The 25,220-nt window shown below is 67.2% G+C and carries 22 protein-coding genes; 14 read left to right on the forward strand and 8 right to left on the reverse strand.

The window, feature by feature from the left end; genetic code table 11:
* Window positions 1-553: 553 nt before the first annotated feature.
* The gene (locus AC4ELH_RS24675) at window positions 554-1,807 is read left to right on the forward strand and encodes a hypothetical protein (RefSeq protein WP_498887340.1); all 1,254 of its coding nucleotides are present in this window, start codon (window positions 554-556) and stop codon (window positions 1,805-1,807) included.
* Window positions 1,808-1,902: 95 nt separating this feature from the next.
* On the opposite strand, the gene AC4ELH_RS24680 is transcribed toward AC4ELH_RS24675, so the two are convergent.
* From AC4ELH_RS24680 to AC4ELH_RS24690, 3 genes are read right to left on the reverse strand one after another with little or no spacing between them, the layout of a single operon-like run.
* Entirely contained in the window at window positions 1,903-3,429 is a 1,527-nt protein-coding gene (locus AC4ELH_RS24680) for a DUF4153 domain-containing protein (protein ID WP_498887343.1), read from the reverse strand.
* A complete protein-coding gene (locus AC4ELH_RS24685; protein ID WP_448445669.1) occupies window positions 3,426-4,445 on the reverse strand; it encodes a HAMP domain-containing sensor histidine kinase in 1,020 nt (339 codons plus the stop codon). Before AC4ELH_RS24685 ends, AC4ELH_RS24680 begins: the two co-directional genes overlap by 4 nt.
* Window positions 4,446-4,482: 37 nt before the next feature.
* Window positions 4,483-5,148 carry a response regulator transcription factor gene (locus tag AC4ELH_RS24690; protein ID WP_448445590.1) on the reverse strand — a complete coding sequence of 222 codons (666 nt, stop codon included), beginning with the start codon at window positions 5,146-5,148 and terminating at the stop codon, window positions 4,483-4,485.
* 123 nt (window positions 5,149-5,271) lie between these two features.
* Between AC4ELH_RS24690 and AC4ELH_RS24695 the strand changes: the two genes are divergently transcribed.
* Genes AC4ELH_RS24695 through AC4ELH_RS24715 form a run of 5 tightly spaced genes read left to right on the forward strand, consistent with a single transcriptional unit; the run spans window position 5,272 to window position 12,442 of the window.
* The gene (locus tag AC4ELH_RS24695; protein WP_498887345.1) at window positions 5,272-6,573 is read left to right on the forward strand and encodes an SWIM zinc finger family protein; all 1,302 of its coding nucleotides are present in this window, start codon (window positions 5,272-5,274) and stop codon (window positions 6,571-6,573) included.
* Window positions 6,570-8,030: a DUF5691 domain-containing protein gene (locus AC4ELH_RS24700; protein WP_498887347.1), complete on the forward strand. Its 1,461-nt coding sequence runs from the start codon at window positions 6,570-6,572 to the stop codon at window positions 8,028-8,030. Before AC4ELH_RS24695 ends, AC4ELH_RS24700 begins: the two co-directional genes overlap by 4 nt.
* Window positions 8,027-9,118 (forward strand): ATP-binding protein, encoded by a 1,092-nt coding sequence (locus AC4ELH_RS24705; protein WP_498887349.1) that lies wholly within the window; start codon window positions 8,027-8,029, stop codon window positions 9,116-9,118. The genes AC4ELH_RS24700 and AC4ELH_RS24705 overlap by 4 nt, the downstream gene beginning before the upstream one ends.
* Window positions 9,115-11,295 carry a DUF5682 family protein gene (locus tag AC4ELH_RS24710; protein ID WP_498887351.1) on the forward strand — a complete coding sequence of 727 codons (2,181 nt, stop codon included), beginning with the start codon at window positions 9,115-9,117 and terminating at the stop codon, window positions 11,293-11,295. The genes AC4ELH_RS24705 and AC4ELH_RS24710 overlap by 4 nt, the downstream gene beginning before the upstream one ends.
* Window positions 11,288-12,442: a VWA domain-containing protein gene (locus AC4ELH_RS24715; RefSeq protein ID WP_498887353.1), complete on the forward strand. Its 1,155-nt coding sequence runs from the start codon at window positions 11,288-11,290 to the stop codon at window positions 12,440-12,442. The genes AC4ELH_RS24710 and AC4ELH_RS24715 overlap by 8 nt, the downstream gene beginning before the upstream one ends.
* Before the next feature lie 372 nt (window positions 12,443-12,814).
* Here the strand turns inward: AC4ELH_RS24715 and ipdF are convergent, their stop codons facing one another.
* Window positions 12,815-13,603, reverse strand: a complete 789-nt coding sequence (gene ipdF, locus AC4ELH_RS24720) for a (5R,7aS)-5-hydroxy-7a-methyl-1-oxo-2,3,5,6,7,7a-hexahydro-1H-indene-carboxyl-CoA reductase (protein ID WP_498887355.1) — start codon at window positions 13,601-13,603, stop codon at window positions 12,815-12,817.
* On the reverse strand, window positions 13,603-14,751 hold the full coding sequence (gene ipdE1, locus AC4ELH_RS24725; RefSeq protein ID WP_448445577.1) for an acyl-CoA dehydrogenase IpdE1: 1,149 nt from the start codon (window positions 14,749-14,751) through the stop codon (window positions 13,603-13,605). Before ipdE1 ends, ipdF begins: the two co-directional genes overlap by 1 nt.
* 45 nt (window positions 14,752-14,796) lie before the next feature.
* Here ipdE1 and fadD3 point away from each other — a divergent pair, with 45 nt between their 5' ends.
* The 5 genes from fadD3 to AC4ELH_RS24750 all read left to right on the forward strand — a co-directional run bounded on the left by fadD3 (window position 14,797) and on the right by AC4ELH_RS24750 (window position 20,656).
* The gene (fadD3, locus tag AC4ELH_RS24730) at window positions 14,797-16,374 is read left to right on the forward strand and encodes a 3-((3aS,4S,7aS)-7a-methyl-1,5-dioxo-octahydro-1H-inden-4-yl)propanoate--CoA ligase FadD3 (RefSeq protein ID WP_448445575.1); all 1,578 of its coding nucleotides are present in this window, start codon (window positions 14,797-14,799) and stop codon (window positions 16,372-16,374) included.
* Window positions 16,365-17,507: an acyl-CoA dehydrogenase family protein gene (locus tag AC4ELH_RS24735; protein WP_448445573.1), complete on the forward strand. Its 1,143-nt coding sequence runs from the start codon at window positions 16,365-16,367 to the stop codon at window positions 17,505-17,507. The genes fadD3 and AC4ELH_RS24735 overlap by 10 nt, the downstream gene beginning before the upstream one ends.
* Window positions 17,504-18,460, forward strand: a complete 957-nt coding sequence (locus tag AC4ELH_RS24740; protein WP_498887358.1) for an acyl-CoA dehydrogenase family protein — start codon at window positions 17,504-17,506, stop codon at window positions 18,458-18,460. The genes AC4ELH_RS24735 and AC4ELH_RS24740 overlap by 4 nt, the downstream gene beginning before the upstream one ends.
* A complete protein-coding gene (gene ipdE2 / locus AC4ELH_RS24745) occupies window positions 18,457-19,392 on the forward strand; it encodes an acyl-CoA dehydrogenase IpdE2 (RefSeq protein ID WP_498887360.1) in 936 nt (311 codons plus the stop codon). The genes AC4ELH_RS24740 and ipdE2 overlap by 4 nt, the downstream gene beginning before the upstream one ends.
* 106 nt (window positions 19,393-19,498) lie before the next feature.
* Window positions 19,499-20,656, forward strand: a complete 1,158-nt coding sequence (locus AC4ELH_RS24750) for a pyridoxal phosphate-dependent aminotransferase (protein WP_498887362.1) — start codon at window positions 19,499-19,501, stop codon at window positions 20,654-20,656.
* 37 nt (window positions 20,657-20,693) lie between these two features.
* On the opposite strand, the gene AC4ELH_RS24755 is transcribed toward AC4ELH_RS24750, so the two are convergent.
* From AC4ELH_RS24755 to AC4ELH_RS24765, 3 genes are read right to left on the reverse strand one after another with little or no spacing between them, the layout of a single operon-like run.
* The gene (locus AC4ELH_RS24755) at window positions 20,694-22,070 is read right to left on the reverse strand and encodes an MFS transporter (protein ID WP_498887364.1); all 1,377 of its coding nucleotides are present in this window, start codon (window positions 22,068-22,070) and stop codon (window positions 20,694-20,696) included.
* 39 nt (window positions 22,071-22,109) lie between these two features.
* Entirely contained in the window at window positions 22,110-22,766 is a 657-nt protein-coding gene (locus AC4ELH_RS24760) for a 3-oxoacid CoA-transferase subunit B (protein ID WP_055117907.1), read from the reverse strand.
* Window positions 22,763-23,530 carry a CoA transferase subunit A gene (locus AC4ELH_RS24765; protein WP_064937545.1) on the reverse strand — a complete coding sequence of 256 codons (768 nt, stop codon included), beginning with the start codon at window positions 23,528-23,530 and terminating at the stop codon, window positions 22,763-22,765. The genes AC4ELH_RS24760 and AC4ELH_RS24765 overlap by 4 nt, the downstream gene beginning before the upstream one ends.
* Before the next feature lie 161 nt (window positions 23,531-23,691).
* Between AC4ELH_RS24765 and AC4ELH_RS24770 the strand changes: the two genes are divergently transcribed.
* From AC4ELH_RS24770 to AC4ELH_RS24780, 3 genes are read left to right on the forward strand one after another with little or no spacing between them, the layout of a single operon-like run.
* Window positions 23,692-24,462 (forward strand): IclR family transcriptional regulator, encoded by a 771-nt coding sequence (locus AC4ELH_RS24770; RefSeq protein ID WP_448445564.1) that lies wholly within the window; start codon window positions 23,692-23,694, stop codon window positions 24,460-24,462.
* Between the two features lie 48 nt (window positions 24,463-24,510).
* Window positions 24,511-24,759 (forward strand): type II toxin-antitoxin system VapB family antitoxin, encoded by a 249-nt coding sequence (locus AC4ELH_RS24775; protein WP_448445562.1) that lies wholly within the window; start codon window positions 24,511-24,513, stop codon window positions 24,757-24,759.
* Complete coding sequence (locus AC4ELH_RS24780; protein ID WP_448445560.1) at window positions 24,746-25,174, forward strand: type II toxin-antitoxin system VapC family toxin; 429 nt, start codon at window positions 24,746-24,748, stop codon at window positions 25,172-25,174. The genes AC4ELH_RS24775 and AC4ELH_RS24780 overlap by 14 nt, the downstream gene beginning before the upstream one ends.
* Window positions 25,175-25,220 lie beyond the last annotated feature (46 nt).

Below are 25,220 nucleotides of genomic sequence, written 5' to 3' on the forward strand. Positions count from 1 at the left end.
GCTCAGTGACCAGCGTCCCCCGGACGGGCCATCACCCTCAGAAGGCTCGCTGCTCGATTCCCATTAGGTCGGTGACTCAGCAAGCCACGCCGTCGGTACTCGCGATTGGCAGCCGACTCAGGCCAGCGCGATATGGCGGCGCAGCATGCGGATTATGAGACCCAGCGTTTGCGAAGACGCAAACTAGAACGTGTTTCTACAAGAATCCGAAGGTTGCGCAGAATGTGAAAGTTTTCACAGCTGACTCCCAGATACCTTCGCCCGGTCGCCGAAACCTAGCGCCCACGAAGGGGTTCCTATGCACACAGCTCTCCGCCCATTCTCATCTGCAGCCATAGCGCTGACCGGAGCGAGCGTCATCGCGATAGCTCCCGTCCCAGCACCACTACCCGATGTCCAAGTGCCTGCAATCTCGTCGGCCTCGGTGCAACTTGCCGCTTCCACTTTCGTCGACCCATTTACGCGGTGGATGCAGGTCTTCGAGGCAACCTCCACGAATCTCACCGAGATCGGTGACTACATCGAGGCGCAGCCAGAACGGTCACTTCCTGGGATGCTGGAGTTGTTTCAGGCCAAGCTTGACGGATACGGGCACGAACTGTTCGGCGATCTCCCGCTAGTTGCCGAGGGCATGCAGCATTGGGCAACCGTCACTTTCCCAGCGGGGATGCAGACAGCTTTAGAACTGGCCGCATCGGGACAGCCTCAGGCAGCCATCCAGACTGTCCAGAACACGGTGATGTCGTTGCTGGGAATCTCATCCCCTCTAATGGGGCTGAAGGGCTTCCTCACGGTGCCACCCATGGTCCTGCAGGACATCAGAGACATCACGTATGCGATCACTGCGCCAATACAGCTGCTCTCTTCACTCGTTAACCCGGCCCTGAACCTGGCGTGGTCCCCACTAGTTTCCGCGGGCATCACCGCCCAGAAGATCGTCGACGCCATGGAGGCCGGCGATGCGCTGGGAGCGCTCGGGGCGGTGATCAACGCTCCCGCCGATGCCGTCGACCACTTCCTGAACTCGACCGGGGGCCTGGTCGAGGTCCGCAGAACCGGCAGTACAGGTCAATTTATCAACGGAGGCCTACTGACACAGCTGCTCATCAAGGTTCCGCAGTCCATAGTGGGAGCCCTCGAGCCGCCACTCCCTGCCGCCGCTGCCACCTCGGTTGCGGACCCCAGTATCGCGGCCGGAACGATGGTTTCGCTTGATGCCGGCACGCCAGTCGACCCTTCCGCGGGCGTCAGTCGCCCGTTCGAGTCCGAACAAACACCGGCCGAATCCCCGGCCGCAGACCCGGCTCCCACTGAACCCGCCTCGGCGACGCAGTCCACGGTGACCCAAGCCACGCCAGCGGCCGAACCCAGCGAATCCGCGTCCACCCCTGCCGTAACCGACACCGTTGCGCAGGAGACGACCGAGGCGACCACGGCCGAGGATGCCCCTTCCGCCGCGACGAAGGTCAATTCAACAGGCGCGACCGATCTTTCGGCCGGCAACAAGGCAGCCCCCGGCAAGACCGCCACTACCTCCTTGCGGCCCGGTCAGCGGTTGCGCACGTCGATGGAGGATGCGACCGACCAAGTCAACAAGAGTGTCAACGGCATTCGCGACGGAGTCCAGAAGTCGGTCTCTGGACTCAAGGACCGAATCAGCAAGGCAGCTCCCGGCGAGTCAGGCACTGACAAGGCCGGCAAGGGCCCTGTCAGCAAGGCTGGCAAGGAGTCTGCAGGGAAGGCCGGCAAGAGTACGGGTAAGACCGGATCCGGATCCGGAAACAACAAGTCCGGCAGCGACAGCTGACAACCCGGCTGTGTTCTCTGTCGAGCCCACTGGACAGAGGACACAGCCGGCGTTACGCGCTACGGGGCTCGCTCTCGCCTGGCGTATCCAGCCCGCTACCGGTACTGCGGATCGGACCAGTACGCCGAGCAGTGCTCGGGAAGGTCCTCGCTCGTCGGCCGATCGGCCCGGGCGCGCGACAGGTTGAAGGTGTACCAGGGCTCGGGCTCGTGGACCCGGGCGGTCACGCACTCGCGCACCGATGCAGGCAAGCGGTGTAGTGCCGGATCGATGTCAGAGGACAGCCCGGACAAATACTCGGCGTCGAGCGCGCCCGTCTGCTCGAAGCGGTCGATGTTGCGGTCGGCGATCAACCGTTCCGGGTTCAACGTGGCCAGGCCGAGCAGGGCCAGGACACCGGCCACCAGCACGGCCCGCGGCAGCCACCTGCCCGTCATCCGGATGCCGGCCACCGCGACAAGCACGAACACCGCACCCAGCCACACCTCGGTGGTGATGACGAGCAGCCTCTCGGTGCTGAAGCCGTACGCCTGCTGGTACAGCCACATCCGGTGGATCGCCGATATCACCACGACAACCGATGTCGCACACAGGGTTCCGACCAAGATCCGCAACATGCGGCGGTCCGAAGCGCTGGCCCGGCCCGCCACTCTGATCACCACGCTGAGCACCAGCAGCGTCAGCGCAGACACCCACAGCAGCTGCCAGAATCCCTGGCGGGCGTACTCGGCGTAGGTCAGTCCCTCGGTCTCCAGCACATGGGTGTGCCCACCGAACAACACGGTGGCCTGTACCGCGACGAACGCAATGAACAGTGTGTCGAGCACCCCCAACGGCAGCGCCCACTCCCACCGCGGCACCGGCTGCATCGGTGCCGGGGCCATCGCATCCAGACGCGGCGGGAACCGCACCAGGTAAGCACCGCCCAGCACGAACGTCACCACGATGCCGAATACGGCTGTCCGCGAGAAGAAATCGACGCCGACGACCGAGGGCACCAGGTTGCCGGCCAGATGCGCGAAGGCGGGGTCCGCGGCGGCGAACAGCGCACCGAACACCACCACTAGTCCGACGGTGACTCCGGCCACCGCCGCGACGCGTCCGGGGCCGGGCAGACCCGAGCGCGCCGGTAGCGCGGTCCTCACCGCCTGGTACACCCAACTCCGCAACCTGCCGAACAGCACCCACGGCAGGAAAGGCCCGGTGAACACCGCCGACCAGGTCCGGCCGCCGACCAGCGTGCACCAGCCGATGATCCAGGCCGCCGCCAGACACAGCGCGCCCATCCACCCCGCGGCCAGGAACGCCGGCACGGCCAGCAGCGCCAACGTCAAACCGATGCCGAACTGCTCGGACCGACTCGGGCGGCGCGGCGCGGTGCCGTAGACGAGGCCGAAGACCAGCAGTCCGACCACCAGGTAGCCGACGCTGAGCACGGACAGCCGCCACACCGCGGTACCGATCAGCCCGGCAACCAGCGCGGATACCAGCACCCGGCGCGGCGCCGACGCCAGCGGGTCGATGGGCCACACCCGACGGGACCACACCGTCCAGCCCGGTTCGCCCTGGCGTGGCAATGCGGGCCCCGGAAGGACCGGCAATCCTGAAACTGTTGTCGTCATCTCGACCTCTCCCCCATCGCAGAGTCAGGGATGTTGACCCTGATCCGACATCCCGGCTCGGTGTCCATCACTTCGATGACCCCGCCGTGCAATTCGACTGCCCACCGGGCGATCGCCAGCCCCAGGCCAGTTCCGCCGTCCGAGGTGGCGCCCCGGGTGAACCGCTCGAAGACCCGCTCCCGTTCGGCGGACGCGATCCCCGGGCCCTGATCGGTCACCTCGAGCCGCAGGCCAGACAGCCTGCGGGTCGCCAGCACCGTCACCTGCCCACCGGCCGGGCTGTGCCGAATCGCGTTGTCCACCAGATTGACCACGACCTGCCGCAGCCGCGCCGGGTCTGCCACGGCCTTCAGGCCCGGTGGGGACACCCGCACGGACACCGGTACGCCCGTAGCCGATATGGAAGCGTGTTCGACGGCCTCGTGCAGGAACTCGTCGACGTCGAACCGGCCGATCTGCAACGGAATTGCCCCGCCTTCGACCCGCGAGAGGTCGAGCAGGTTGGTCACCAGCTCGCCGAGGCGCTCGGTCTGGGACAGCGCCATCCGCATGGTCTCGGCGTCGGGTTCGACGACGCCGTCGACCACGTTCTCCAAGACCGCCTGCAACGCGGTGATGGGCGTGCGCAGCTCGTGGGAAACGTTGCCGATCAGCCCTCTGCGGTACTCGTCGGCAGCCCCGAGATCGGCTGCCATCTGGTTGAATGCCGTTGCCAGTTGCCCGATTTCATCACGCGAGGTCGCACGTACCCGGATGCTGTAGTCACCCTGCGCCATGGCGCGCGCCGCCGCCGTCATCTGGCGCAGCGGCGAGGTCATGCCGTGGGCGAGGAACTGCGTCAGGATCAGCGAGGTGGCGAGCGCGGCGAGCAATGCGTACCGGAACTGCCAGCTGGCGCCGATCCAGAAGGTGAACGAGGCCAGCAGGATGGCCCCTCCGACCAGCAGACCGGTCTTGACCTTGAACGACGCGAACGGATCCAGTGGTCTCGGTAGCCGGTCCCAGAGCTCCGCGATGACGCTCATCTGAATCCTCGGCTCTTCGCGCAAGCGCTCATCGCGGAACCTCCAGGGCGTAGCCGACACCGTGCACGGTCCGGATCAGCTCCGACCCCAGCTTTCGCCGCAATGCCTTGACGTGACTGTCCACGGTCCGGGTTTCCACCTCTGAAGCCCAGCCCCAGACGTGTTCCAGCAGTGTCTCGCGAGGGACCGCAGCGCGGGGCCGACCAGCCAGGAAGGCCAGCAGGTCGAATTCGGTTCGGGTCAGGTGGATCTCCTGGTCGCCCTGATGTACCCGGCGCTCGGTCAGGTCGATGCGGTAGTCGCCGACCGACAGCGGTTGGTCACCAATTGCGCGCTCCACGCGTCGCAACAGCACCCTCACTCTGGCCACCAGTTCGCGCATGCTGAACGGCTTGGTCAGGTAGTCGTCGGCACCAATGCCCAAACCGATCAGCATGTCGGTCTCGTCGCTGCGGGCGGTCAGCATGAGCACCGGCACCACGCGCTCGGCCTGGATGCGCCGGCACACCTCCAGCCCGTCGAATCCGGGCAACATGACGTCGAGCACCACGAGATCGGGTTGGGTCGCCGCTGCGGTTGCCACCGCCGACGGTCCGTCGACCGCCGTGTCGACCTCGAACGCCTCGGCGCGCAGCCGGGTGGCCACCGCGGACAGGATCGTCGGCTCGTCGTCGACCACCAGGATTCGCTTCACGAATTCGACTCTAAGTGCAGGTTGTGGTGGTCACGGGCAGCGTTTGTGAAGATCTTGTGGAGACGCTGTCCGCCCCGCTGGCTACGCTGGCTCAGGGTCAGTACGCATCTGGAGGGGCGGCGGTTGGATCAGCAGACGGTGTGGTCCACCGATGATGCGCGCCAGTTTGCCGGGAAGGCCTACGCCGCAGGCCAGAAACTCGCGGGCGCTGCGGGCTGGTCCAACACCGGAGCCACCCAGACCATGTTGTGGGGAGACTTCCAGGGCAGCGGCCGCACCCCGTACCGCGTGCAGGTCAACCTGGTGGGCCCGACTTACAAGTGCTCGTGCCCGTCGCGGCAGTTTCCCTGCAAGCATGTGGTGGGTCTGGTGCTGCGCTGGTGCGGCGGCAACGTCGACACCGCGGCGGAAGCCCCGGCGAACGCCATCGTCTCGCCGGCACCCCCGAAGGCTCCGCGTGAGGTCAGCGAGAAGGCCGTCGCGGCGCGGGAACGCAGCGTCGCCGAGGGCCTGGAGCAACTCCGGCGGTGGATCGACGACCAGGTCCGCAACGGCATTGCCGGGATCAGCGTGGATCCGTATGCGGGGTGGAGCGAGCCGATCGCCAAACGCATGGTCGATGCCAAGGCACCCGGCCTGGCGGGCTGGCTGCGCAGACTGCCCGGCCACCTCACGCACGACGAATGGCCGCGGAAGATCATCGAGGACCTCGGGTTGATGCGGCTGCTGACCGATGCCTACCGCACCATCGACACGCTGCCCGTCCCGACCGCCGCAGCGGTGCGCCGCCACATCGGGTTCACGGTGGCACGGGCCGAGGTGCTGGCCACCGATCCGGTGAGCGACACCTGGCAGGTGCTCGGGTACGCAGAAACCCTAGAAGAGCGCTACACCACCCGACGGATGTGGTTGAGCGGCACGGACACCGGGCTGTTGGTCAACGTGCAGTCCACCGCGCCGAGCGGGGCCAGTTTCGACAACCGGCTCACCCCGGGCCGCGAGTTCACCGGCGGCGTCCACCTGTATCCCGGTGGGCCGTCGAGCTTCCGCGTCGCGCTCCCCGACGGCGATGTGCCGACGGTCGCCATCGAGCATCTCAACGTGACCGGCACCGCTATCGACGACGCACTCGCGGCCCGGGCCCGCGCCCTGGCGGTCGATCCGTGGCTGCTGCGGTTTCCGGCCGTCGTCAACGCGCGCGCCGTACAACACAGCAGGCCCAAACGCCGCCATCTGGTCGACGCGGACGGTAACGCCCTTCCGGCGATCTGCGACGACGACCGCTGGGCACGTCTGCAGGCCGGAAGCGGCGGGCAGTCACGGCCGCTGCTGGTCGAGATCACCACCGATGGTGTCGATCCGCTGTCGATGCTGAGCGACGCCCCACCGTCGCGCCTGACCGGGCCGGCGGTGACCGCGCTGTGAGCGACTATCAGCGGATGATCTCCGCCGCCACCGTGGGTTTCGGCTCGAAACCCTTCCCCGACGGCATCTTCGACGCTCCGGTGGACGGCAGCGTTGCCGCCGTACACGACGCGGCCGATCCGGTCGGGTCGGTACTGCGGGTGGCGGGCCTCTACGCGCTGGCACGGCGCGCCGGCCAACGTCCCGAACACGTCGAACCGAAGACGCCCGCAGCCCCACCGGAAACCCGGCCGCTGATCACCGCCACGCACGGCTTTCTCATCGAACGCGCCCTGTCCGTGCGCCCCATCCTCGATGGTGCGCTCGCCGACCTCGCCGCCGCCGGCCTGCGCCTGCCCCCACGGCTGATCCCCGGGCTGTTACGGCTGCAGCAGAGTGACGTTGTGACGCATGCACTCTGGGACGCCATCGGCAGCGGCGGTCAGTGGTACGCGGTGGAACACTACGGCCGCAGCCACCGCGCGCTTCGCGATGTGGTGCGCACCGCGTCCGCGGAATGGCCGAAGGAAGCCGACTACACCCACGGTGACACCGCCAAGCGCCTGACCTGGCTGGCGACCGCGCGCGAGCTCGACCCCGATCGGGCGCGCGAACTGGTGGCACAGCACTGGGCCAGCGAGGACGCCGAGTCCCGGGCGGCCCTGTTGGCGGCGTTCGCGGCACCCGAACATGAGACCGACGAGCCGTTCCTGGAGGCCGCGCTCGACGACCGGGCGGTCACGGTGCGCAGTGCCGCCATCGCGGTGCTGAGCGGCCGGTCCCGCAGCCGCTATCTCGATCGCATGAAAGACCGTGCCGCTCAAATCTTCTCGGTCAAGAAGACATTGCTGGGCGTGAAAGTTGCCGTCCACCACCTACCCGGGCCCGACGCCGCGGCAGTCCGCGACGGGCTGAGCACCACCAAGCCGGAAGCCGTCGTCGCCCGTACCCCGATCGCCTTCTGGGCCGAAGTGCTCGGCGCGGTGGCACCGGAGAAGGTGGCCCGCGCACTCTCGGACGCCGACCACCAATCCGTACTGGCCGCGCTGACCGGCAGTGCATTGCGCGGCAACGATCCCACCTGGGCAGTGCCACTGTTGCAGCAGTGTCTGCCCGGCGATTACGCCACGTACTTCGACCCCGCCGCCGCACACCCGGCGATCTCGGCGGAGATGATCCGCGCGCTCACCGACACCGCTGAGTCCGCGCCCCTGCTCCGCATCGTGGCGGGCCTGCCGCGACCGTTCGCCCCTGATGTTGCCGCAGCCCTGTTCGGATCCCTGGCCGGGGCCGGCTGGGGCACGGCCCGCCAACGCCGCGAGGCCGCGGCGCATCTCGCCGCCGGGTACCCACTGGACTGGTTGCCGCGCTTCGCGAGGCTCACCGACCTCACCGGGGACGAGGAACTGCACAATTTCTACGCCACGATCTTCGAGCTGCTCACCCTGCGATCCGACCTTGCGAAGGAACTCTCATGACTGAAGCGACCCTGCTGCGTCCGCATGCCGAGCAACTGTTCGCCGCCGAACTCACGGCCCTGCGCGCCGCTGACGACAAGCCCGCGCCGCCCAACTGGTCGATGTCACCGCACGCGGTGGTCCGCTACCTGCTGGGCGGGGAAACCGTTGCGGGAACCGAGATCACCCCGAAGTACATCGGCCCCCGACGGATCATCGAGGTGGCCGTGGCGACGCTGGCCACCGACCGGGCGCTGCTGCTGCTCGGGGTGCCGGGCACGGCCAAGACGTGGGTGTCGGAGCATCTGGCCGCAGCCGTGACCGGGGATTCGACGCTGCTGGTTCAGGGCACCGCGGGCACCGTCGAGGAAGCCGTGCGATACGGCTGGAACTACGCCCGGTTGATCGCCGAAGGGCCCTCGGAGCAGGCGCTGGTCCCCTCGCCGATCATGACCGCGATGCGCGACGGCAAGATCGCGCGGCTTGAGGAGCTCACCCGCATCCCGTCGGAGGTGCAGGATGCCCTGATCACCGTCCTCTCTGAAAAGACCCTGCCCATCCCCGAACTCGGCTCCGAGGTGCAGGCCACGCAAGGGTTCAACGTGATCGCGACGGCCAACGACCGCGACCGCGGTGTCAACGACTTGTCCTCGGCACTGCGCCGCCGGTTCAACACCGTGGTCCTTCCGTTGCCCGCGAGCCTCGACGACGAGGTGGAGATCGTGACGCGCCGGGTGGCCGACATCAGCGGGTCACTGCAGCTGCCGAAGGTACCGACATCCGCCGACGAGATCCGTCGGGTGGTCACGGTTTTCCGCGAACTGCGCTCCGGATTGACCGCCGACGGCCGCAACAAGCTCAAGCAGCCGTCGGGCACGCTGTCCACCGCCGAGGCGATCTCCGTGGTGACCCAGGGCATCGCGATGTCAGCGCACTTCGGCGACGGCGTGCTGCGGCCCGCCGACACCGCGGCGGGCATCGTCGGTGCGGTGGTGAAGGATCCGGTCAACGATGCGGTGGTATGGCTGGAGTACCTGGAGGCCGTGGTGCGCGAGCGCGACGGCTGGGCCGACTTCTACCGGGCATCGCGGGACGTGCTGAACTCGTGACCACCCACGTCCTGGGCATTCGGCACCACGGTCCCGGGTCTGCCCGTGCCGTGCTGTCCGAGCTGGACCGGATCCAGCCGGACATCGTGGTGATCGAAGGCCCGGCCGACGCGGACCGGCTCACCACCGACGTCGACCACACGGACATGGTGCCGCCCGTGGCGATCATGGCCTACGCGGTCGACGATCCCGCGGTGTCGGCATTCTGGCCGTTCGGCTCCTTCTCCCCCGAGTGGCAGGCCATGTTGTGGGCAGCGCGACACCAGGTGCCGGTGCGGTTCTGCGACCTGCCCGCGGCCACCGTGCTGGCCCAGCGCGACCAACGGTACGAGAACACGTCACACGTCCGGGTCGATCCGATCGCGGCGCTCGCCGACGCCGCGGGCTACGACGATCCCGAACGCTGGTGGGATGATGTTGTCGAATCACGCACGGAAGGCAGCGGATTCGAGGCGATCACCGAGGCCATGCACACCGTGCGGGAACTGGAACCCGACGAAGATGACCCGATCGAACACCAGCGCGAAGCACACATGCGCCAGGTGCTCCGCAAGGCCGCGAAGGAATTCGCGACGGTCGTCGTGGTGTGCGGAGCCTGGCACGCACCGGCGCTGACCGGAAAACTGCCTGCCGCGAGCGCCGACGCGGCACTGCTGCGCGGGCTGCCCAAGGTCAAGTCCGCGACGGTGTGGGTGCCGTGGACGCATTCACGGCTGGCCGCAGCCTCGGGTTACGGCGCAGGCGTCCGGTCACCCGGCTGGTACCAGCACGCCTTCCTCGAACGGGACCGACCAGTGGAAACCTGGCTCACCTTGGCAGCCAGGGCATTACGCGACCACGACATCTTCGTCTCCTCGGCCCACGTCATCGAAGGAGTGCGGCTGGCCAACGCGCTGGCCGCCATGCGGGGTCGCGCCCATCCCGGTCTCAGCGAGGTCAACGAGGCCACCGAGGCCGTACTGTGCGAGGGCTCCGACACCCGGTTCGGGCTGATCGTGCGGGAGCTGGTCGTCGGCGAACGGCTAGGCAGCATTCCCGAACACCTGCCGATGGTGCCGCTGCTCGCCGACATCACCAAGCAGCAGAAATCGCTGCGGCTCAAACCCGACGCCAGTGCCAAACAGGTCACCCTCGACCTGCGCAAACCCAACGACCTGGCCAAATCCCATCTGCTGCACCGGCTTACCGTGCTCGACATTCCGTGGGGCGAGCCCGAGATCGCCACCGGTCAGGGCACGTTCAAAGAACCCTGGACGCTGCAGTGGCAGCCGGAGTTCGCGGTGCGGGTCGTGATTTCGTCGGTGTGGGGAAACACCGTCTACCGCGCCTGCAAGGCTCGACTGGCCGACACCGCCGAGAACGCGAAACATCTGGGCCAGGTCACCGCGGCGATCGAAGCGGCTCTGCTCGGCGGTGTCGACGAGGCTGTCCCGCAGCTGCTGGCCATCCTGGAGAACAAGGCCGCAGTCGACCGGGACCTCACCGAACTCATGGCGGCCTTGCCCGCGCTGGCCCGTTCGCTGCGCTACGGCGATGTGCGCCGCACCGACGCAGAGGCACTCGGTGCCGTCACCACGTCGCTGCTGCGCCGCGTCAACGTCGGCCTTCCCGCGACGCTGACCGGGCTCGGTCCGGACGCGGCCGCCGAGATGCTCGCACACGTCAACGCAGTCACCGACACGGTGGACCTGCTGGAGGCAGACGTACGCGGCGAATGGCTGACCACCATCGCGCGGCTGGCTGATCGCGACGATCTACACGGCAGCCTGGTCGGCCGGTTCGTCCGAATCGGTGTCGACGGCGCCGTGTTCACCACCGCCGAAGCAGCCCGACGCATGCGTCGCGCCTTGAGCATCGGCGCCCCGGCCGACGAGAAGTCCGCCTGGATCGAGGGGTTCCTGTCCGGCAGCGGACTGCTACTGGTTCACGACACCGAGCTGCTGGCCGTGATCGACGAATGGTTGACCGGTTTGACCGCAACGGAATTCACCGATGTTCTGCCGCTGGTGCGTCGCACCTTCAGCACCTTCGACGCCGGCATCAAACGCAATATCGGGCATGCGGTGACCACCGCAGGCTCCACCGCCCATACCGAATTCGACATCGATGCCGACCGCGCCCGCCCTGTCGTGATCGCGGCGGCCGCCATTTTCGCAAGAGGTATCAACCATGGCTGACGACACCATCCCGGACGAACGCGACCGCCGGTGGCGGCTGGTGCTGGGGTCGGATGCGGACTCGCTGCCGAGCCTGCACGCCGGTGACGTCGAAATGGACAAGGCGCTGTCGGAGCTCTACGACCGCAAGGGTGGCCTCGGCGGATCCGCGCCCAAGGTGGCGCGCTGGCTGGGTGACATCCGGAAGTACTTCCCCAGCACGGTGGTTCAGGTGATGCAGCAGGACGCCATCGAGCGGCTCAATCTGCGCATGCTGCTGCTCGAACCGGAGATGATGGACAGCATCGTCCCGGATCTGTCGTTGGCCACCACACTCATCACGCTGGGTGAGGCCATTCCCGACGAGTCGAAGGCCTCGGCCCGGGCACTGGTGCGCAAGGTGGTCGAGGACATCGAGCGGCGCATCGCCGACGGTACCCGGGCCACACTGCGCGGGGCGCTGTCGCGGAGCGCGCGGACCAACCGGCCGCTGGCTTCCGACATCGACTGGAATCGCACCATCGCCCGCAACCTGAAAACCTTCCAGCCGGACCTGAAGACGATCATCCCCGAACGGCTAGTCGGGTTCCGCCGCGCCGGCCGGTCGGTGACCAAGGACATCGTGCTGGCCATCGACCAGTCCGGTTCGATGGCCGAATCGATCGTGTATTCAGCAGTTTTCGGGGCGGTCATCGCGTCGATGCGGTCATTGCGCACATCCCTCGTGGTGTTCGACACCGAAGTCGTCGACCTCACCGATCTGCTCGACGATCCCGTCGACGTGCTGTTCGGTACCCAGCTCGGCGGCGGCACCGACATCAACCGGGCCATCGCCTACTGCCAGAGTTTGATCACGCGGCCCACCGACAGCATCTTCGTGCTGATCTCGGACCTCTACGAGGGTGGCGTCCGCGACGAGATGCTGGCCCGGGTCAAACAGCTCGTGGATGCGGGCGTCCAAGTGGTCGTGTTGTTGGCGCTGTCTGATTCGGGCGCACCGTCATTCGACCGGGAGATCGCCGCCGACCTGGCTGCGATGGAGATCCCGGCGTTCGCCTGCACTCCCGACGCATTCCCCGAACTGCTGGCGCTGGCCATCACCAAGGGCGACATCCGCGGCTGGGCTGACCGGACCGGTCTGGCGCAGCGCGGGATGGGCGAACCCTAGTCGCAGAGCCTCAACGGCGTCGGCGTCCGGGCAGGTGGCGAAGTGCCCGCCTGCCAGCGACAATCGAGCGACAATCGCCACATACGCCCCGTCGGAAACTTCTGCCGCATGCACGATCAGTACACGCGTCACTTGCACCTAAAGAGCCACGCAGGCAACAGATTTCAGATTGCCCGACTACCAGCGACAGAGTCGCTGATAGTCGGGCACGGGGCCACTGAGGCCGATGTGCCCAATGATGCTGGACAGCCGAAAGGGACAAGCGACAATGCGTCAGGCGCGGCGGGTGTTGCCGGTGAGGCGATTGTCGCTGAATTGTCGCTCGTAGGCGGGCATGTCAGACATACCACCCGAGCCTGTGACTCGTGTGACCTAGGCCCGCTGGCTCGAAACCGAGATGACCTCGCCGGTCAGGTAGCTCGAGTAGTCGCTGGCCAGGTAGGCGATGGTGGTCGCGATCTCCCACGGCTCGGCCGCGCGGCCGAACGCCTCGTCCGAGGACAGCCGGTCCAGCAGCGCCGCGTCGGCGGACCTCTCCAGGAACTTGTGCCGCGCGATGCTCGGCGACACCGCGTTGATTCGCACCCCGTACTCGACGGCTTCGATTGCGCTGCAACGGGTCAACGCCATCACGCCGGCCTTGGCCGCGGCGTAGTGCGACTGCGAGTGCTGCGCACGCCAGCCGAGAACACTGGCGTTGTTCACGATCACCCCGCCGTGCTCGACATCACGGAAGTAGAGCAGGGCGGCGCGGGTCGCCCGCATCACCGAGTTCAGCGTGACGTTCAGGACCCGGTCCCACTCGTCGTCGGTCATGTCGACCAGCGGGGTCTCGCCGCCGAGGCCGGCGTTGTTCACCAGAACGTCCAGGCGGCCCATCTTTTCGACCGACCGGGCGATCAGCGCGTCGACCGCCTCGGTGGAGGTCACGTCGCAGACCACGGCCTCGACCCGGCCCAGGCCGAGCTCGGCCAACTGGTCGCGGGTCTCGTTGAGGCGCCGCTCGTGGTAGTCGGACACCACGACGTCGGCACCCTCGAGCAGCGCGCGACGGGCGGTGGACGAGCCGATGCCGGTTCCGGCGGCGGCGGTCACCAGGACGACCTTGCCCTTCAGCAGGCCGTGGCCCTCAACCTCTTTGGGAGCTACCGACAAATCCATCAGCCCTTGGCCTCTCGGGGTAGGCCGAGCACGCGCTCGGCGATGATGTTGCGCTGGATCTCGTTGGACCCGCCATAGATGGTGTCCGAACGCGAGAACAGGTACAGCCGCTGCCACTCGTCGAATTCACCCTCGGGCAACGTCAGCCCGGCCGTGCCCTGCACGTCCATGGCGATCTCGCCGAGCTCGCGATGCCAGTTGGCCCACAACAGCTTCGACACATTGTCCTGCCCGGGCTGCTCGACATCCATGGTCGCCAGGGCGTAAGACCGCATGGCCTGCAGGCCGGTCCACGACTCGGTCAGCTTCTGGCGGATCAGCGGATCGTCGGCCGCGCCGCTGCGCTTGGCCAACTCGACGAGGTTGGAGTGCTCGCGGGCGTAGCGGATCTGCTGGCCCAGCGTGGACACGCCGCGCTCGAAGGTCAGCGTGCCCATCGCCACGCGCCAGCCGTCACCGGGCTGACCGACGACCAGCGAGGCCTCGGTGCGGGCGTCGTCGAAGAACACCTCGTTGAACTCGGAGTCCCCGGTCAGCTGGATGATCGGGCGGATCTCGACGCCGGGCTGATCCAGCGGCACCAGCAGATAGGACAGGCCGGCGTGCCGCTTGGAGCCCTTCTCCGTGCGCGCCACGACGAAGCACCACTGCGCCCAGTGCGCGAGTGATGTCCATACCTTCTGGCCGTTGATGACCCATTCGTCGCCGACCAGCTCGGCCGTCGTCGCCACATTGGCCAGGTCACTGCCGGCGTTGGGCTCGGAGTAGCCCTGGCTCCACAGCTCGGTGACGTCGAGGATCTTGGGCAGGAACCGCTGCTGCTGTTCGGGGGTGCCGTACTCGATGAGCGTCGGCCCGAGCAGTTCCTCGCCCAGGTGGTTGACCTTGTCCGGCGCGTTCGCGCGGGCGTACTCCTCATAGAAGGCGACGCGGTGCGCCACCGACAACTCGCGGCCGCCGTGCTCCACCGGCCAGCCGAGGCAGGTCAGTCCCGCCGCGGCGAGATGCTGATTCCACGCCCGACGCTCTTCGAAGGCTTCGTGTTCACGCCCCGGTCCACCCAGGCCCTTGAGCGCTGCGAATTCGCCAACAAGATTGTCTGCGAGCCACTGCCGGACCTCGGCCCGGAACTCCTGGACCTCTATCACCCCTGTAGGCTAACCTACCAAGCACTTGCTTTGTTAGGGGAGTCGATGGCCAGGGCACACCACCCGCTCGCGGGGCAAGATCGCCGCACCGTTCCAGCGGTGCTGGACCGGGTTGCCGTGGAGTTTTCCGACCATGAGGCCCTGGTCAGCGACAATAAGAGCCTCACCTATTCGGAACTGCGCGCGCACGTACGCCAAGCCGCTGCGGCGATGATCGCTCTCGGCGTCGAACCCGGCGACCGGGTGGCGATCTGGTCTCCCAACACCTGGCACTGGGTGGTGGCCTGCCTGGCCACCCACTACGCCGGTGCGCAGATGGTGCCGCTGAACACCCGCTACACCGCCAGCGAGGCCACCGACATCCTGGCCCGCACCGAGGCCCCGCTGCTGATCGCCTCGGGCGAGTTCCTCGGCTCGGACCGCGCGGCCGAACTGGACCGCGACGCACTTCCCGCGCTGCGGCACATCGTGCGGGTGCCCATCGAAAAACAGGACGGAACCTGGGACAAGTTCGTCGCCCGGGGATCCGGACCGGATGCCCTGGAAAAGGTCGACGCCCGTGCGGCTGCGGTGCAGTCTGACGACGTGTCCGACATCCTGTTCACCTCCGGCACCACCGGACGCAGCAAGGGTGTGCGCTGCGCCCACCGTCAGTCGCTCGACGGATCGGCCGCCTGGGCCGAGTGCGGCCAGGTCACGAGCACCGACCGCTATCTGTGCATCAACCCCTTCTTCCACAACTTCGGCTACAAGGCCGGCATCCTGGCCTGTCTGCAGACGGGTGCCACGCTGTACCCGGTGCTCACGTTCAAGCCCGAGCAGGTCCTGAAAACCATTGCCGAACAGCGCATCACGGTGCTGCCCGGCCCGCCGACGATCTTCCAGACCCTGCTGGACCAGCCCAACCGCGCGGACTACGACCTGTCCTCGCTGCGCTTCTCGGTGACCGGCGCGGCCGTCGTCCCGGTAGTGCTGATCGAGCGGATGCAATCAGAGCTCGACATCGACATCGTGCTGACCGCCTACGGCCTGACCGAGGCGGCCGGCTTCGGCACCATGTGCAGCGCCGACGACGACGCCGTCACCGTGGCCACCACCTGCGGCCGGCCCATCGCCGATTTCGAACTGCGCCTCGATGATTCGGGCGAGGTACTGCTGCGCGGACCCAACGTCATGCTCGGCTACCTCGACGACCCCGAGGCCACCGCGGCCGCGATCGACACCGAGGGCTGGCTGCACACCGGCGACATCGGGACGCTCGACGCCCGCGGCAACCTGACCATCACCGACCGGCTCAAGGACATGTACATCAGCGGCGGGTTCAACGTTTACCCGGCCGAGATCGAGCAGGTGCTGGCCCGGTTGGACGGTGTCGCCGAGACGGCGGTGATCGGTGTTCCCGACGAGCGGCTCGGCGAAGTCGGGAAGGCCTTCGTGGTACTCAAGCCGGGCGTGACGCTCGACGAGGCGGCCGTGATCGCGTACGCACGTGAGCATCTGGCGAACTTCAAGGCGCCGCGATCAATTGAGTTTCTGGATGTGCTGCCGCGAAATCCGGGCGGCAAGGTGATCAAACCGGTGCTGCGCAGCAGAGGGACCCGAGAAGGGGTGCAATGGACCTGACATTCGACGACGAGACCGAGGCCTTTCGGGCCGAGGTCCGTGAGTTTCTGACGGCCAATCGGGATTCGTTCCCGACGAAGTCGTACGACACCCTTGAGGGTTTCGAACAGCACCGCCGCTGGGACAAGGTGCTTTTCGACGCCGGACTGTCGGTGATCGCCTGGCCCAAGGAGTACGGCGGCCGCGACGCCACCCTGCTGCAGTGGGTGGTGTTCGAGGAGGAGTACTTCCACGCCGGAGCGCCCGGTCGGGCCAGCGCCAACGGCACCGCCATGTTGGCGCCGACGCTGTTCGCCCACGGCACCGAAGAGCAGCTCCAGCGCGTGCTGCCGAAGATGGCCAGCGGCGAGGAGATCTGGGCCCAGGCCTGGTCCGAGCCCGAGTCAGGAAGCGACCTGGCCTCGTTGCGCTCGACGGCCACCAAGGTCGACGGCGGCTGGAAGCTCAACGGGCAGAAGATCTGGAGCTCACGCGCACCCTTCGGTGAGCGCGGCTTCGGCCTGTTCCGGTCCGACCCGGAGGCCCAGCGCCACAAGGGTCTGACCTACTTCATGTTCGACCTCAAGGCGCCGGGCATCACCGTGCGCCCGATCGCCCAGCTGGGCGGGGACACCGGTTTCGGCGAGATCTTCCTCGACGACGTGTTTGTGCCGGACAACGACGTGATCGGCGGCGTGCACGAGGGCTGGCGCGCCGCGATGAGCACATCGAGCAACGAGCGCGGTATGTCGCTGCGCAGCCCGGCGCGCTTCATGGCACCGGCCGAACGGCTTGTCGAGCAATGGAAGTCCAATCCTGACCCGGTGTTCACGGACCGGGTTGCCGATGCCTGGATCAAGGCCCAGGCCTACCGGCTGCACACCTTCGGCACCGTGACCCGGCTGGCCAACGGCGGTGAACTGGGTGCCGAGTCCTCGGTGACCAAGGTGTTCTGGTCCGACCTGGACGTCGCCCTGCACCAGACCGCCCTGGACATGCAGGGACCCGACGCCGAGCTGGTCGACCACTGGACCGAGGGGCTGCTGTTCGCGCTCGGCGGCCCGATCTACGCCGGCACCAACGAGATCCAGCGCAACATCATTGCGGAAAGACTGCTTGGCCTACCGCGCGAATCTGGAGGGAAGCCAAAGTGAACTTCGAGATCGACGAACAGCAGCGGGACTTCGCGGCCAGCATCGACGCCGCACTGGGCGCCGCCGATGTCCCGGCCGCGGTACGAGCCTGGGGGGAAGGGGACACCGGGCCGGGACGCAAGGTGTGGGCACAGCTGACCGACCTCGGGGTCACTGCACTGCTGGTGCCCGAGAAGTACGACGGCATCGAAGCCCATCCGGTCGACCTCGTCGTCGCCCTGGAGCGGCTGGGCTACTGGGCAGTGCCCGGTCCGGTGACCGAGTCCATCGCCGTTGCACCGGTTCTGCTGGCGAACGACGAACGCTCGGGTTCGCTGGCCTCCGGCGAGCTCATCGCCACGGTTGCCATGCCGCCACAGGCACCGCGCGCCGTCAACTCCGATTTCGCCGGATTGACGCTGCTGGCCGCCGACGGTCAGGTCGGTGACGCGACTGCCGGCGCCGGCCACGATTCCGTCGACCCGGCCCGAAAGCTGTTCGACGTCACCGCATCCGGCGATACCCAGGCCGCCGACACCGCGCGCGCCTACGAGTTCGGTGTCCTGGCCACGGCCGCCCAGCTGGTGGGCGCCGGCCAGGCCATGCTGGACCAGTCCGTCGAATACGCCAAGCAGCGCGCGCAGTTCGGCCGGATCATCGGCTCGTACCAGGCCATCAAGCACAAGCTGGCCGACGTGCTCATCGCCGTCGAGCTGGCCCGCCCGCTCGTCTACGGTGCGGCGCTGTCGCTGGCAGAGGGGTCACCCGACACCGCCCGCGACATCAGCGCCGCCAAGGTGGCCGCCGCCGACGCCGCCCTGCTGGCCGCCCGCTCGGCGCTGCAGACCCACGGCGCCATCGGGTTCACCCAGGAACACGACTTGTCCCTGTCACTGCTGCGCGTTCAGGCGTTGCGGAGTGCCTGGGGCGATCCCACCCTGCACCGTCGTCGACTCCTGGAGGTCCTCTCGTGAGTGAAGAACGCCAACTGCTGCGCGAAACCGTCGCCGCGCTGGTCGACAAGCACGCCTCCCCTGAGGCCGTGCGCACCGCGATGGAATCCGAGCGCGGCTACGACGAGAAGCTGTGGAGCCTGCTGTGCGAGCAGGTCGGCGCGGCCGCACTCGTGGTTCCTGAGGAACTCGGCGGCGCCGGAGGCGAACTCGCCGATGCCGCACTGGTTCTCGAGGAGCTCGGCAAGGCGCTGGTGCCGACCCCGCTGCTGGGCACCACGCTGGCGGAGCTCGCGCTACTGGCGGTCGACGATCACGAACCGCTCGAGGGTCTTGCCGAGGGCACGTCCATCGGGACCGTGGCCTTCGACGCCGACTACGTCATCAACGGCGACGTAGCCGATGTCGTCATCGGCACCGACGGGGAAAACCTGACGCGCTGGACCACGTTCACCGCGACACCCAAATCCACCATGGATCTGACCCGCCGGTTGTCCGCGGTGATCGCGGGCGACACCGTCGTCCTCGGTGCCGATCCCGGTCTGGCCGACACCGCCGCCCTGCTGATGGCCGCCGAACAGATCGGTGCCGCGTCGCGCTGCCTGGATCTCACCGTCGCCTACACCAAGGACCGGGTGCAGTTCGGCCGCGCGATCGGCAGCTTCCAGGCGCTCAAGCACCGGATGGCCGACCTGTACGTCAAGGTGTCCTCGGCGCGCGCCGTCGTCAACGACGCCATCGCCGACCCGTCGCCCACCACGGCCTCCCTCGCCCGCTACTTCGCCAGCGAGGCGCTGTCCGCAGTGACCGCCGAAGCCATCCAGCTGCACGGCGGTATCGCGATCACCTGGGAAAGCGACATCCAGCTGTACTTCAAGCGTGCTCACGGCAGCGCCCAGCTCCTGGGTCCGCCGCGGGAGCATCTGCGCCGGCTCGAAACACAAGTTTTCTAGGCCCGTCCGATGTTCGCCGAAACCGCATTCCAGCAGGTGGCTACTCGCACTTTCTCTGCCGGAATGCCATTTCGGCGATCAGAGCGGCATTGTTAACCTCACTCCGATGACCGACCACGTCTCCCTGCGCGCCGGGATCCCTCCGTTTCACGTCATGGACGTGTGGCTGGCCGCGGACGAACGCCAGCGCACGCACGGCGACCTGGTCAACCTGTCCGCCGGACAGCCCAGTGCCGGGGCGCCGACGGCAGTGCGCGATGCCGCCGTGGCTGCGCTCAACCAGGGCTCCCTCGGTTACACGGTCGCGCTCGGTCTGCCAGAACTGCGCGCGCAAATCGCCGCGTCGTATCTCAGGTACGGCGTCGAGGTCGGTGTCGACGAGGTGGTTCTCACCACCGGGTCGTCGGGCGGATTTCTGCTGACCTTCCTGGCTTGCTTCGACGTCGGCGACCGGGTGGCGATCGCCAGCCCGGGCTACCCCTGTTACCGCAACATCCTCACGGCGCTCGGCTGCGAGGTGGTGGAGATCCCGTGCGGGCCGGAGACCCGGTTCCAGCCGACGGTCGCGATGTTGGAAGCACTCGATCCCCCGGTGGCCGGCGTGATCGTCGCCAGTCCGGCCAACCCAACCGGCACCGTCATTCCGCCCGAGGAATTGGCCGCGATCGCTCGCTGGTGCGACAGCGCAGATGTGCGGCTGATCAGCGATGAGGTCTACCACGGTCTGGTCTACCCAGGCGCGCCGGAGACCAGCTGCGCCTGGCAGACATCGCGGAATGCCGTGGTGGTCAACAGTTTCTCGAAGTACTTCGCGATGACCGGTTGGCGGCTGGGCTGGCTGCTGGTGCCGACCGGCCTGCAGCGCGCGGTCGACCGCCTCACCGGCAACTTCACCATCTGCCCACCGGCTCTGGCACAGCATGCCGCGGTGGCCGCGTTCGCTCCGGAATCCCTGGCCGAGGCCGACGGCCTGCTGTCGCATTACGCCGACAACCGCAGGCTTCTGCTCGACGGGCTTCGCAGCATCGGTATCGATCGGGTGGCCCCGCCCGATGGCGCCTTCTACGTGTATGCCGACGTCAGCGATTACACCGACGACTCACTGGCCTGGTGCTCGAAGTTGTTGGCCGACACCGGCGTTGCGATCGCCCCTGGCATCGACTTCGACACCGTGCGGGGTGGCTCCTATGTGCGGCTGTCCTTCGCCGGACCGACCAGCGACATCGAAGAGGCCCTGCGCCGCATCGGTGCGTGGTTGGGCTAGTTCGACTCTGCGGTGAGGGCGCGGCCCAGTCGCACATTCACGCCCTGGACGCAGAGCCGACGGCATTCAGGTCGGCGCGGTCCACGTCGGCCAGGTCGATACCCCTGGTTTCCCTGGCGAAGTACACCGCCACCAGGGTGACGACCGAGGCGCCGGCCAGATAGATCGCGATCGGCACCGATGAGCCGAAATCGCTCAACAACCGCACGGCGATGATCGGCGCCAGTGAGCCCGCCACGATCGCGGTTACCTGATAGCCCAGCGAGACACCGGAATAACGCATCCGGGTCGGGAACATCTCGGACATCATCGCCGGCTGCGGCGCATACATGAAGGCGTGGAACAGCAGGCCGATGACGACGGCCGACATGATCACCAGGTGGTTCTGGCTGTCCATCATCGGGAAGGCGAAGAACCCCCAGGTTCCGGTGGCGACGGTGCCGATCAGGTACACCGGGCGCCTGCCGACGCGGTCCGACAATGCGCCGACCATCGGGATGGCCACGAGGTGCACGGCATGGGCGACCAACAGCCAGCGCAGGATCGCACCGGTGTCGGCGTGCGCGTGCACCTTCAGGTACGTGATCGAGAAGGTGACGACCAGGTAGTACATGATGTTCTCGGCGAAGCGCAGCCCCATCGCGGTCAGCACACCGCGCGGGTAGCGGCGCAGCACCTCGACTGCGCTGAACGACGATGTCTTGCGCTGCTCTGCTTCCTGTTGTGCCACAACGAAGATCGGCGCGTCGGTGACCTTCGTGCGGATGTAGTAACCGATCAGCACCACCACCGCCGACAGCCAGAACGCGACCCGCCAACCCCACGACAGGAAGTCCGCGTCCGAGAGGGTGCTGGTCAGCACCAGCAGCACGATGGTGGCCAGCATGTTGCCGACAGGAACACCGGCCTGCGGCCAACTCGCCCAGAAACCACGGCTGCGATCGGGACTGTGCTCGGCCACCAGCAGCACCGCCCCACCCCATTCGCCGCCGACCGCGAATCCCTGGAGGAAGCGCAGCACCACCAGCAGGGTGGGCGCCCAATATCCGATCTGCCCGTATGTCGGCAGACAACCCATCAGAAAGGTCGCGGCGCCGACCAGAAGCAGCGAGAACTGCAGCAACTTCTTGCGGCCGTACTTGTCCCCGAAGTGGCCGAACACGATGCCACCCAACGGCCGCGCCACGAACCCGACCGCGTAGGTGACGAACGCCGCCAGGATCGCATCCAGGTCGCTGCCGGACTGGGCGAAGAACACCTTGCTGAAAACCAGCGTCGCGGCAGTGCCGTACAGGAAGAACTCGTACCACTCGACGACCGTGCCGGCCATCGACGCGGTGACGACACGTTTCAGGCCGGTGGTCGACGAGAGACCCTCTTTGACTATGAAGGGGTTGTGATCGGCAGCACACATGGTGTGTGAGTATGCAGGTCGGGCCGAACCCGCGCTGCGCTAACCCTGGATCAGCGGCGCGCCCGTGGCAGCTTGCACCTCGTCGAACGTGAGGTCTGGTGCGGCCTCGACAAGGGTCAGCGTGCCGTCGCCGGAAACGTCGATGACCGCCAGATCCGTGATGATCCGGTGGACCACGCGTTCTCCGGTCAATGGCAAGGTGCAGCTCTCGACAATCTTCGGCTGACCCGACTTGTCGACATGTTCCATCAGGACGATGACCCGGCCGGCCCCGTGGACGAGGTCCATCGCCCCGCCCATGCCTTTGACCATCTTCCCCGGGACCATCCAGTTCGCCAGGTCCCCGAATCGCGACACCTGCATGCCGCCGAGCACGGCGACGTCGATGTGACCGCCGCGGATCATCCCGAAGGACAGCGCCGAATCGAAGAACGCCGCCCCGGGGAGCACCGTGACCGTTTCCTTGCCCGCGTTGATGAGGTTGGCGTCGATCTGATCGGCCGTCGGGTAGGGGCCGGTGCCCAGGATCCCGTTCTCCGAGTGCAACGTGACATGGACATCGGGGTCCAGATAACCGGGGATCAGCGTCGGAAGGCCGATTCCGAGGTTCACGTACTGCCCGTCGGACAGTTCGCGCGCCGCACGGGCGGCCATCTGCGCACGGGTCCAACCTTTGGTGATCACCGAATCCGTCATGCGGACACCTCTGTCTCCTCGCGCACGGTGCGCTTCTCGATACGTTGCTCCTGTGGTCCCGTCTCGACGATGCGCTGCACGAACACGCCCGGAAGGTGGACCGCCTCAGGATCCAATTCGCCTGGCTCGACCAGTTTTTCGACCTGGGCGATCGTGATCCGGCCGGCCATGGCGACCAGCGGGTTGAAGTTCATCGCAGTCTTGTCGAAAACCAGGTTGCCGTGGGTGTCACCGACGGCGGCGTGCACGAGTGCGAAATCGGCGTGGATGCCGGTCTCCATCACGTATCGCCTGCCGTCGAATTCCCGGGTCTCCTTGGGCGGCGAGGCGACGGCGACCGACCCGTCCGCTGCGTAGCGCCACGGCAGCCCACCGTCCGCGACGAGAGTGCCCACCCCGGCGAGCGTGTAGAAGGCGGGGATACCGGCCCCGCCGGCGCGCAACCGCTCAGCGAGCGTGCCCTGGGGCGTCAGCTCGACTTCGAGCTCACCGGCCAGGTACTGACGCGCGAACTCCTTGTTCTCCCCGACGTAGGACGCTGTTACGCGGCGGATACGCCCCAGGCCGAGCAGGACGCCGAGTCCCACGCCGTCGACACCGCAGTTGTTGGAGAACACCGAGAGGTTCCCGACGCCAGAATCGGCCACGGCCTGAATCAGGCTGTCCGGAATCCCGCAAAGCCCGAATCCTCCGACTGCCACCGATGCGCCGTCGCCGATGTCGGCGACCGCCTCGTGGACGTCAGCGACCTTCTTACTGGCCATACTCCATGCTCCCGCGTTCGTTCAGTGGATCACTTGCCTATGCGAGAACATCACCATCGGGCCGGGTAACGCAAGACCCAGCGGTGTGCCAGGCGGGTTGTGTCCGCTCAGGTGACACGATGCGCCACCGGCGTCCACTGGGTGGACGCTAGAGTGTGGCTGTGACCGACGGTGGACCTGGTACTCCGGTGATCACGCGGGCCGCGGCGATCCTGCGTGCTCTCGCCGACGCCCGGTCGGACGGACTCACCACGACCGCGCTTGCCCGCACGACGGACACGCCTCGCGCGACCGCGCACCGCATGCTCACCGCGCTGGCCGGCGAAGGCCTCGTCGACCGCGCGTCCGACACCGGTGTGTGGTTCCTGGGGCCGGAGATCTACCTGCTGGGATCGGTGGCCGCCACCCGCTACGACGCGGCACCGCTGGCCACCGACATTCTCCGCACACTGGCGCGCGACACGGGCGAGAGCGCGTTCCTCTCCGCCCGCCGGGGCGACGAATCGGTATGCGTGTCCGCCGAGGAAGGCAGCTTCCCGCTGCGCTCACATGTGCTGCATCCGGGCAAGCGGTTCCCACTCGGGGTTGCCTCGGCCGGGATCGTCATGCTGGCGCATCTTCCGGATTCGGAGATCGCGGCATATCTCGATCGTGTTGACCTGACCGGAGATTGGGGCGCGGTGCACTCACCTGCCCAGCTTCGAGCCCGCATCGAACAGACCAGGGTCAGCGGGTACTCGGTCAACCCGGGCCTGATCGTCGAGGGCAGCTGGGGTATCGGCGCGGCAGTGTTCAACGAACTGGGTCAGCCGATGTGGGCACTGAGCCTCACCGGAGTGGAGATGCGCTTCGATGCCCGACGCCAGGCCGCGCTCGGAGAGTCGTTGCTGCTGGCCGCGCACACGCTCGGCCAACGCTTGAAGCGGCGGTGACTCAACATGACGCATCATGATGCACAGCCCTGATGTTATGATGTGCGTGTGCGCACCACTGTCAACATCGACGACGCCCTGCTGGCCGAGGCAAAGATCGTCGCGGCGCGCACGTCACGCTCCCTCGGCTCGGTGGTGGAGGATGCGCTACGGGAGATGCTGACGCGGGTAGCCGGCGAGACCGGCACACCAGAGTTTCGGTTGCCGACGCACGGCAGCGGGGGCCTGCGTCCGGGAGTGGACCTCGACGACAAAGAAGCCCTCGCCGAACTACTGGGCGATAATGCTTCTCCCTGACGTGAACATCCTGATCTACGCCATCCGCGAGGACAGCGTCGACCATGAGCAGTACGCCGCATGGCTTTCGGGTGCACTCACCGCGGACGAACCCGTTGGCATCAGCGATCTGGTGCTCTCCGGCGTGATTCGACTGCTGACCAATCACCGGGTATTCCAGGAACCGAGTTCCACCATTCAGGCGTTCGACGCCTGCCGGGCGATCCGATCCGCACCGTCGGCGGTGCCGCTGCGCCCCGGGCCTCGCCATTGGAGCATCTTCGGCTCGCTGTGCACCGATACCGGCGCAAAGGCGAATGCCGTTCCCGACGCCTATCACGCCGCGCTGGCCATTGAGAACGGCGCCACCTGGATCACCACCGACCGCGCGTTCGCACGCTTCCCCGGACTGCGCTGGCGACCACCGTTCGACTGATCGCTGAGCCAAATCCTTGCGGCCGAGCTTCGACCTTGCTGCAGTG

The sequence above is a fragment of the Mycobacterium shunyiense genome (genome assembly GCF_058270075.1).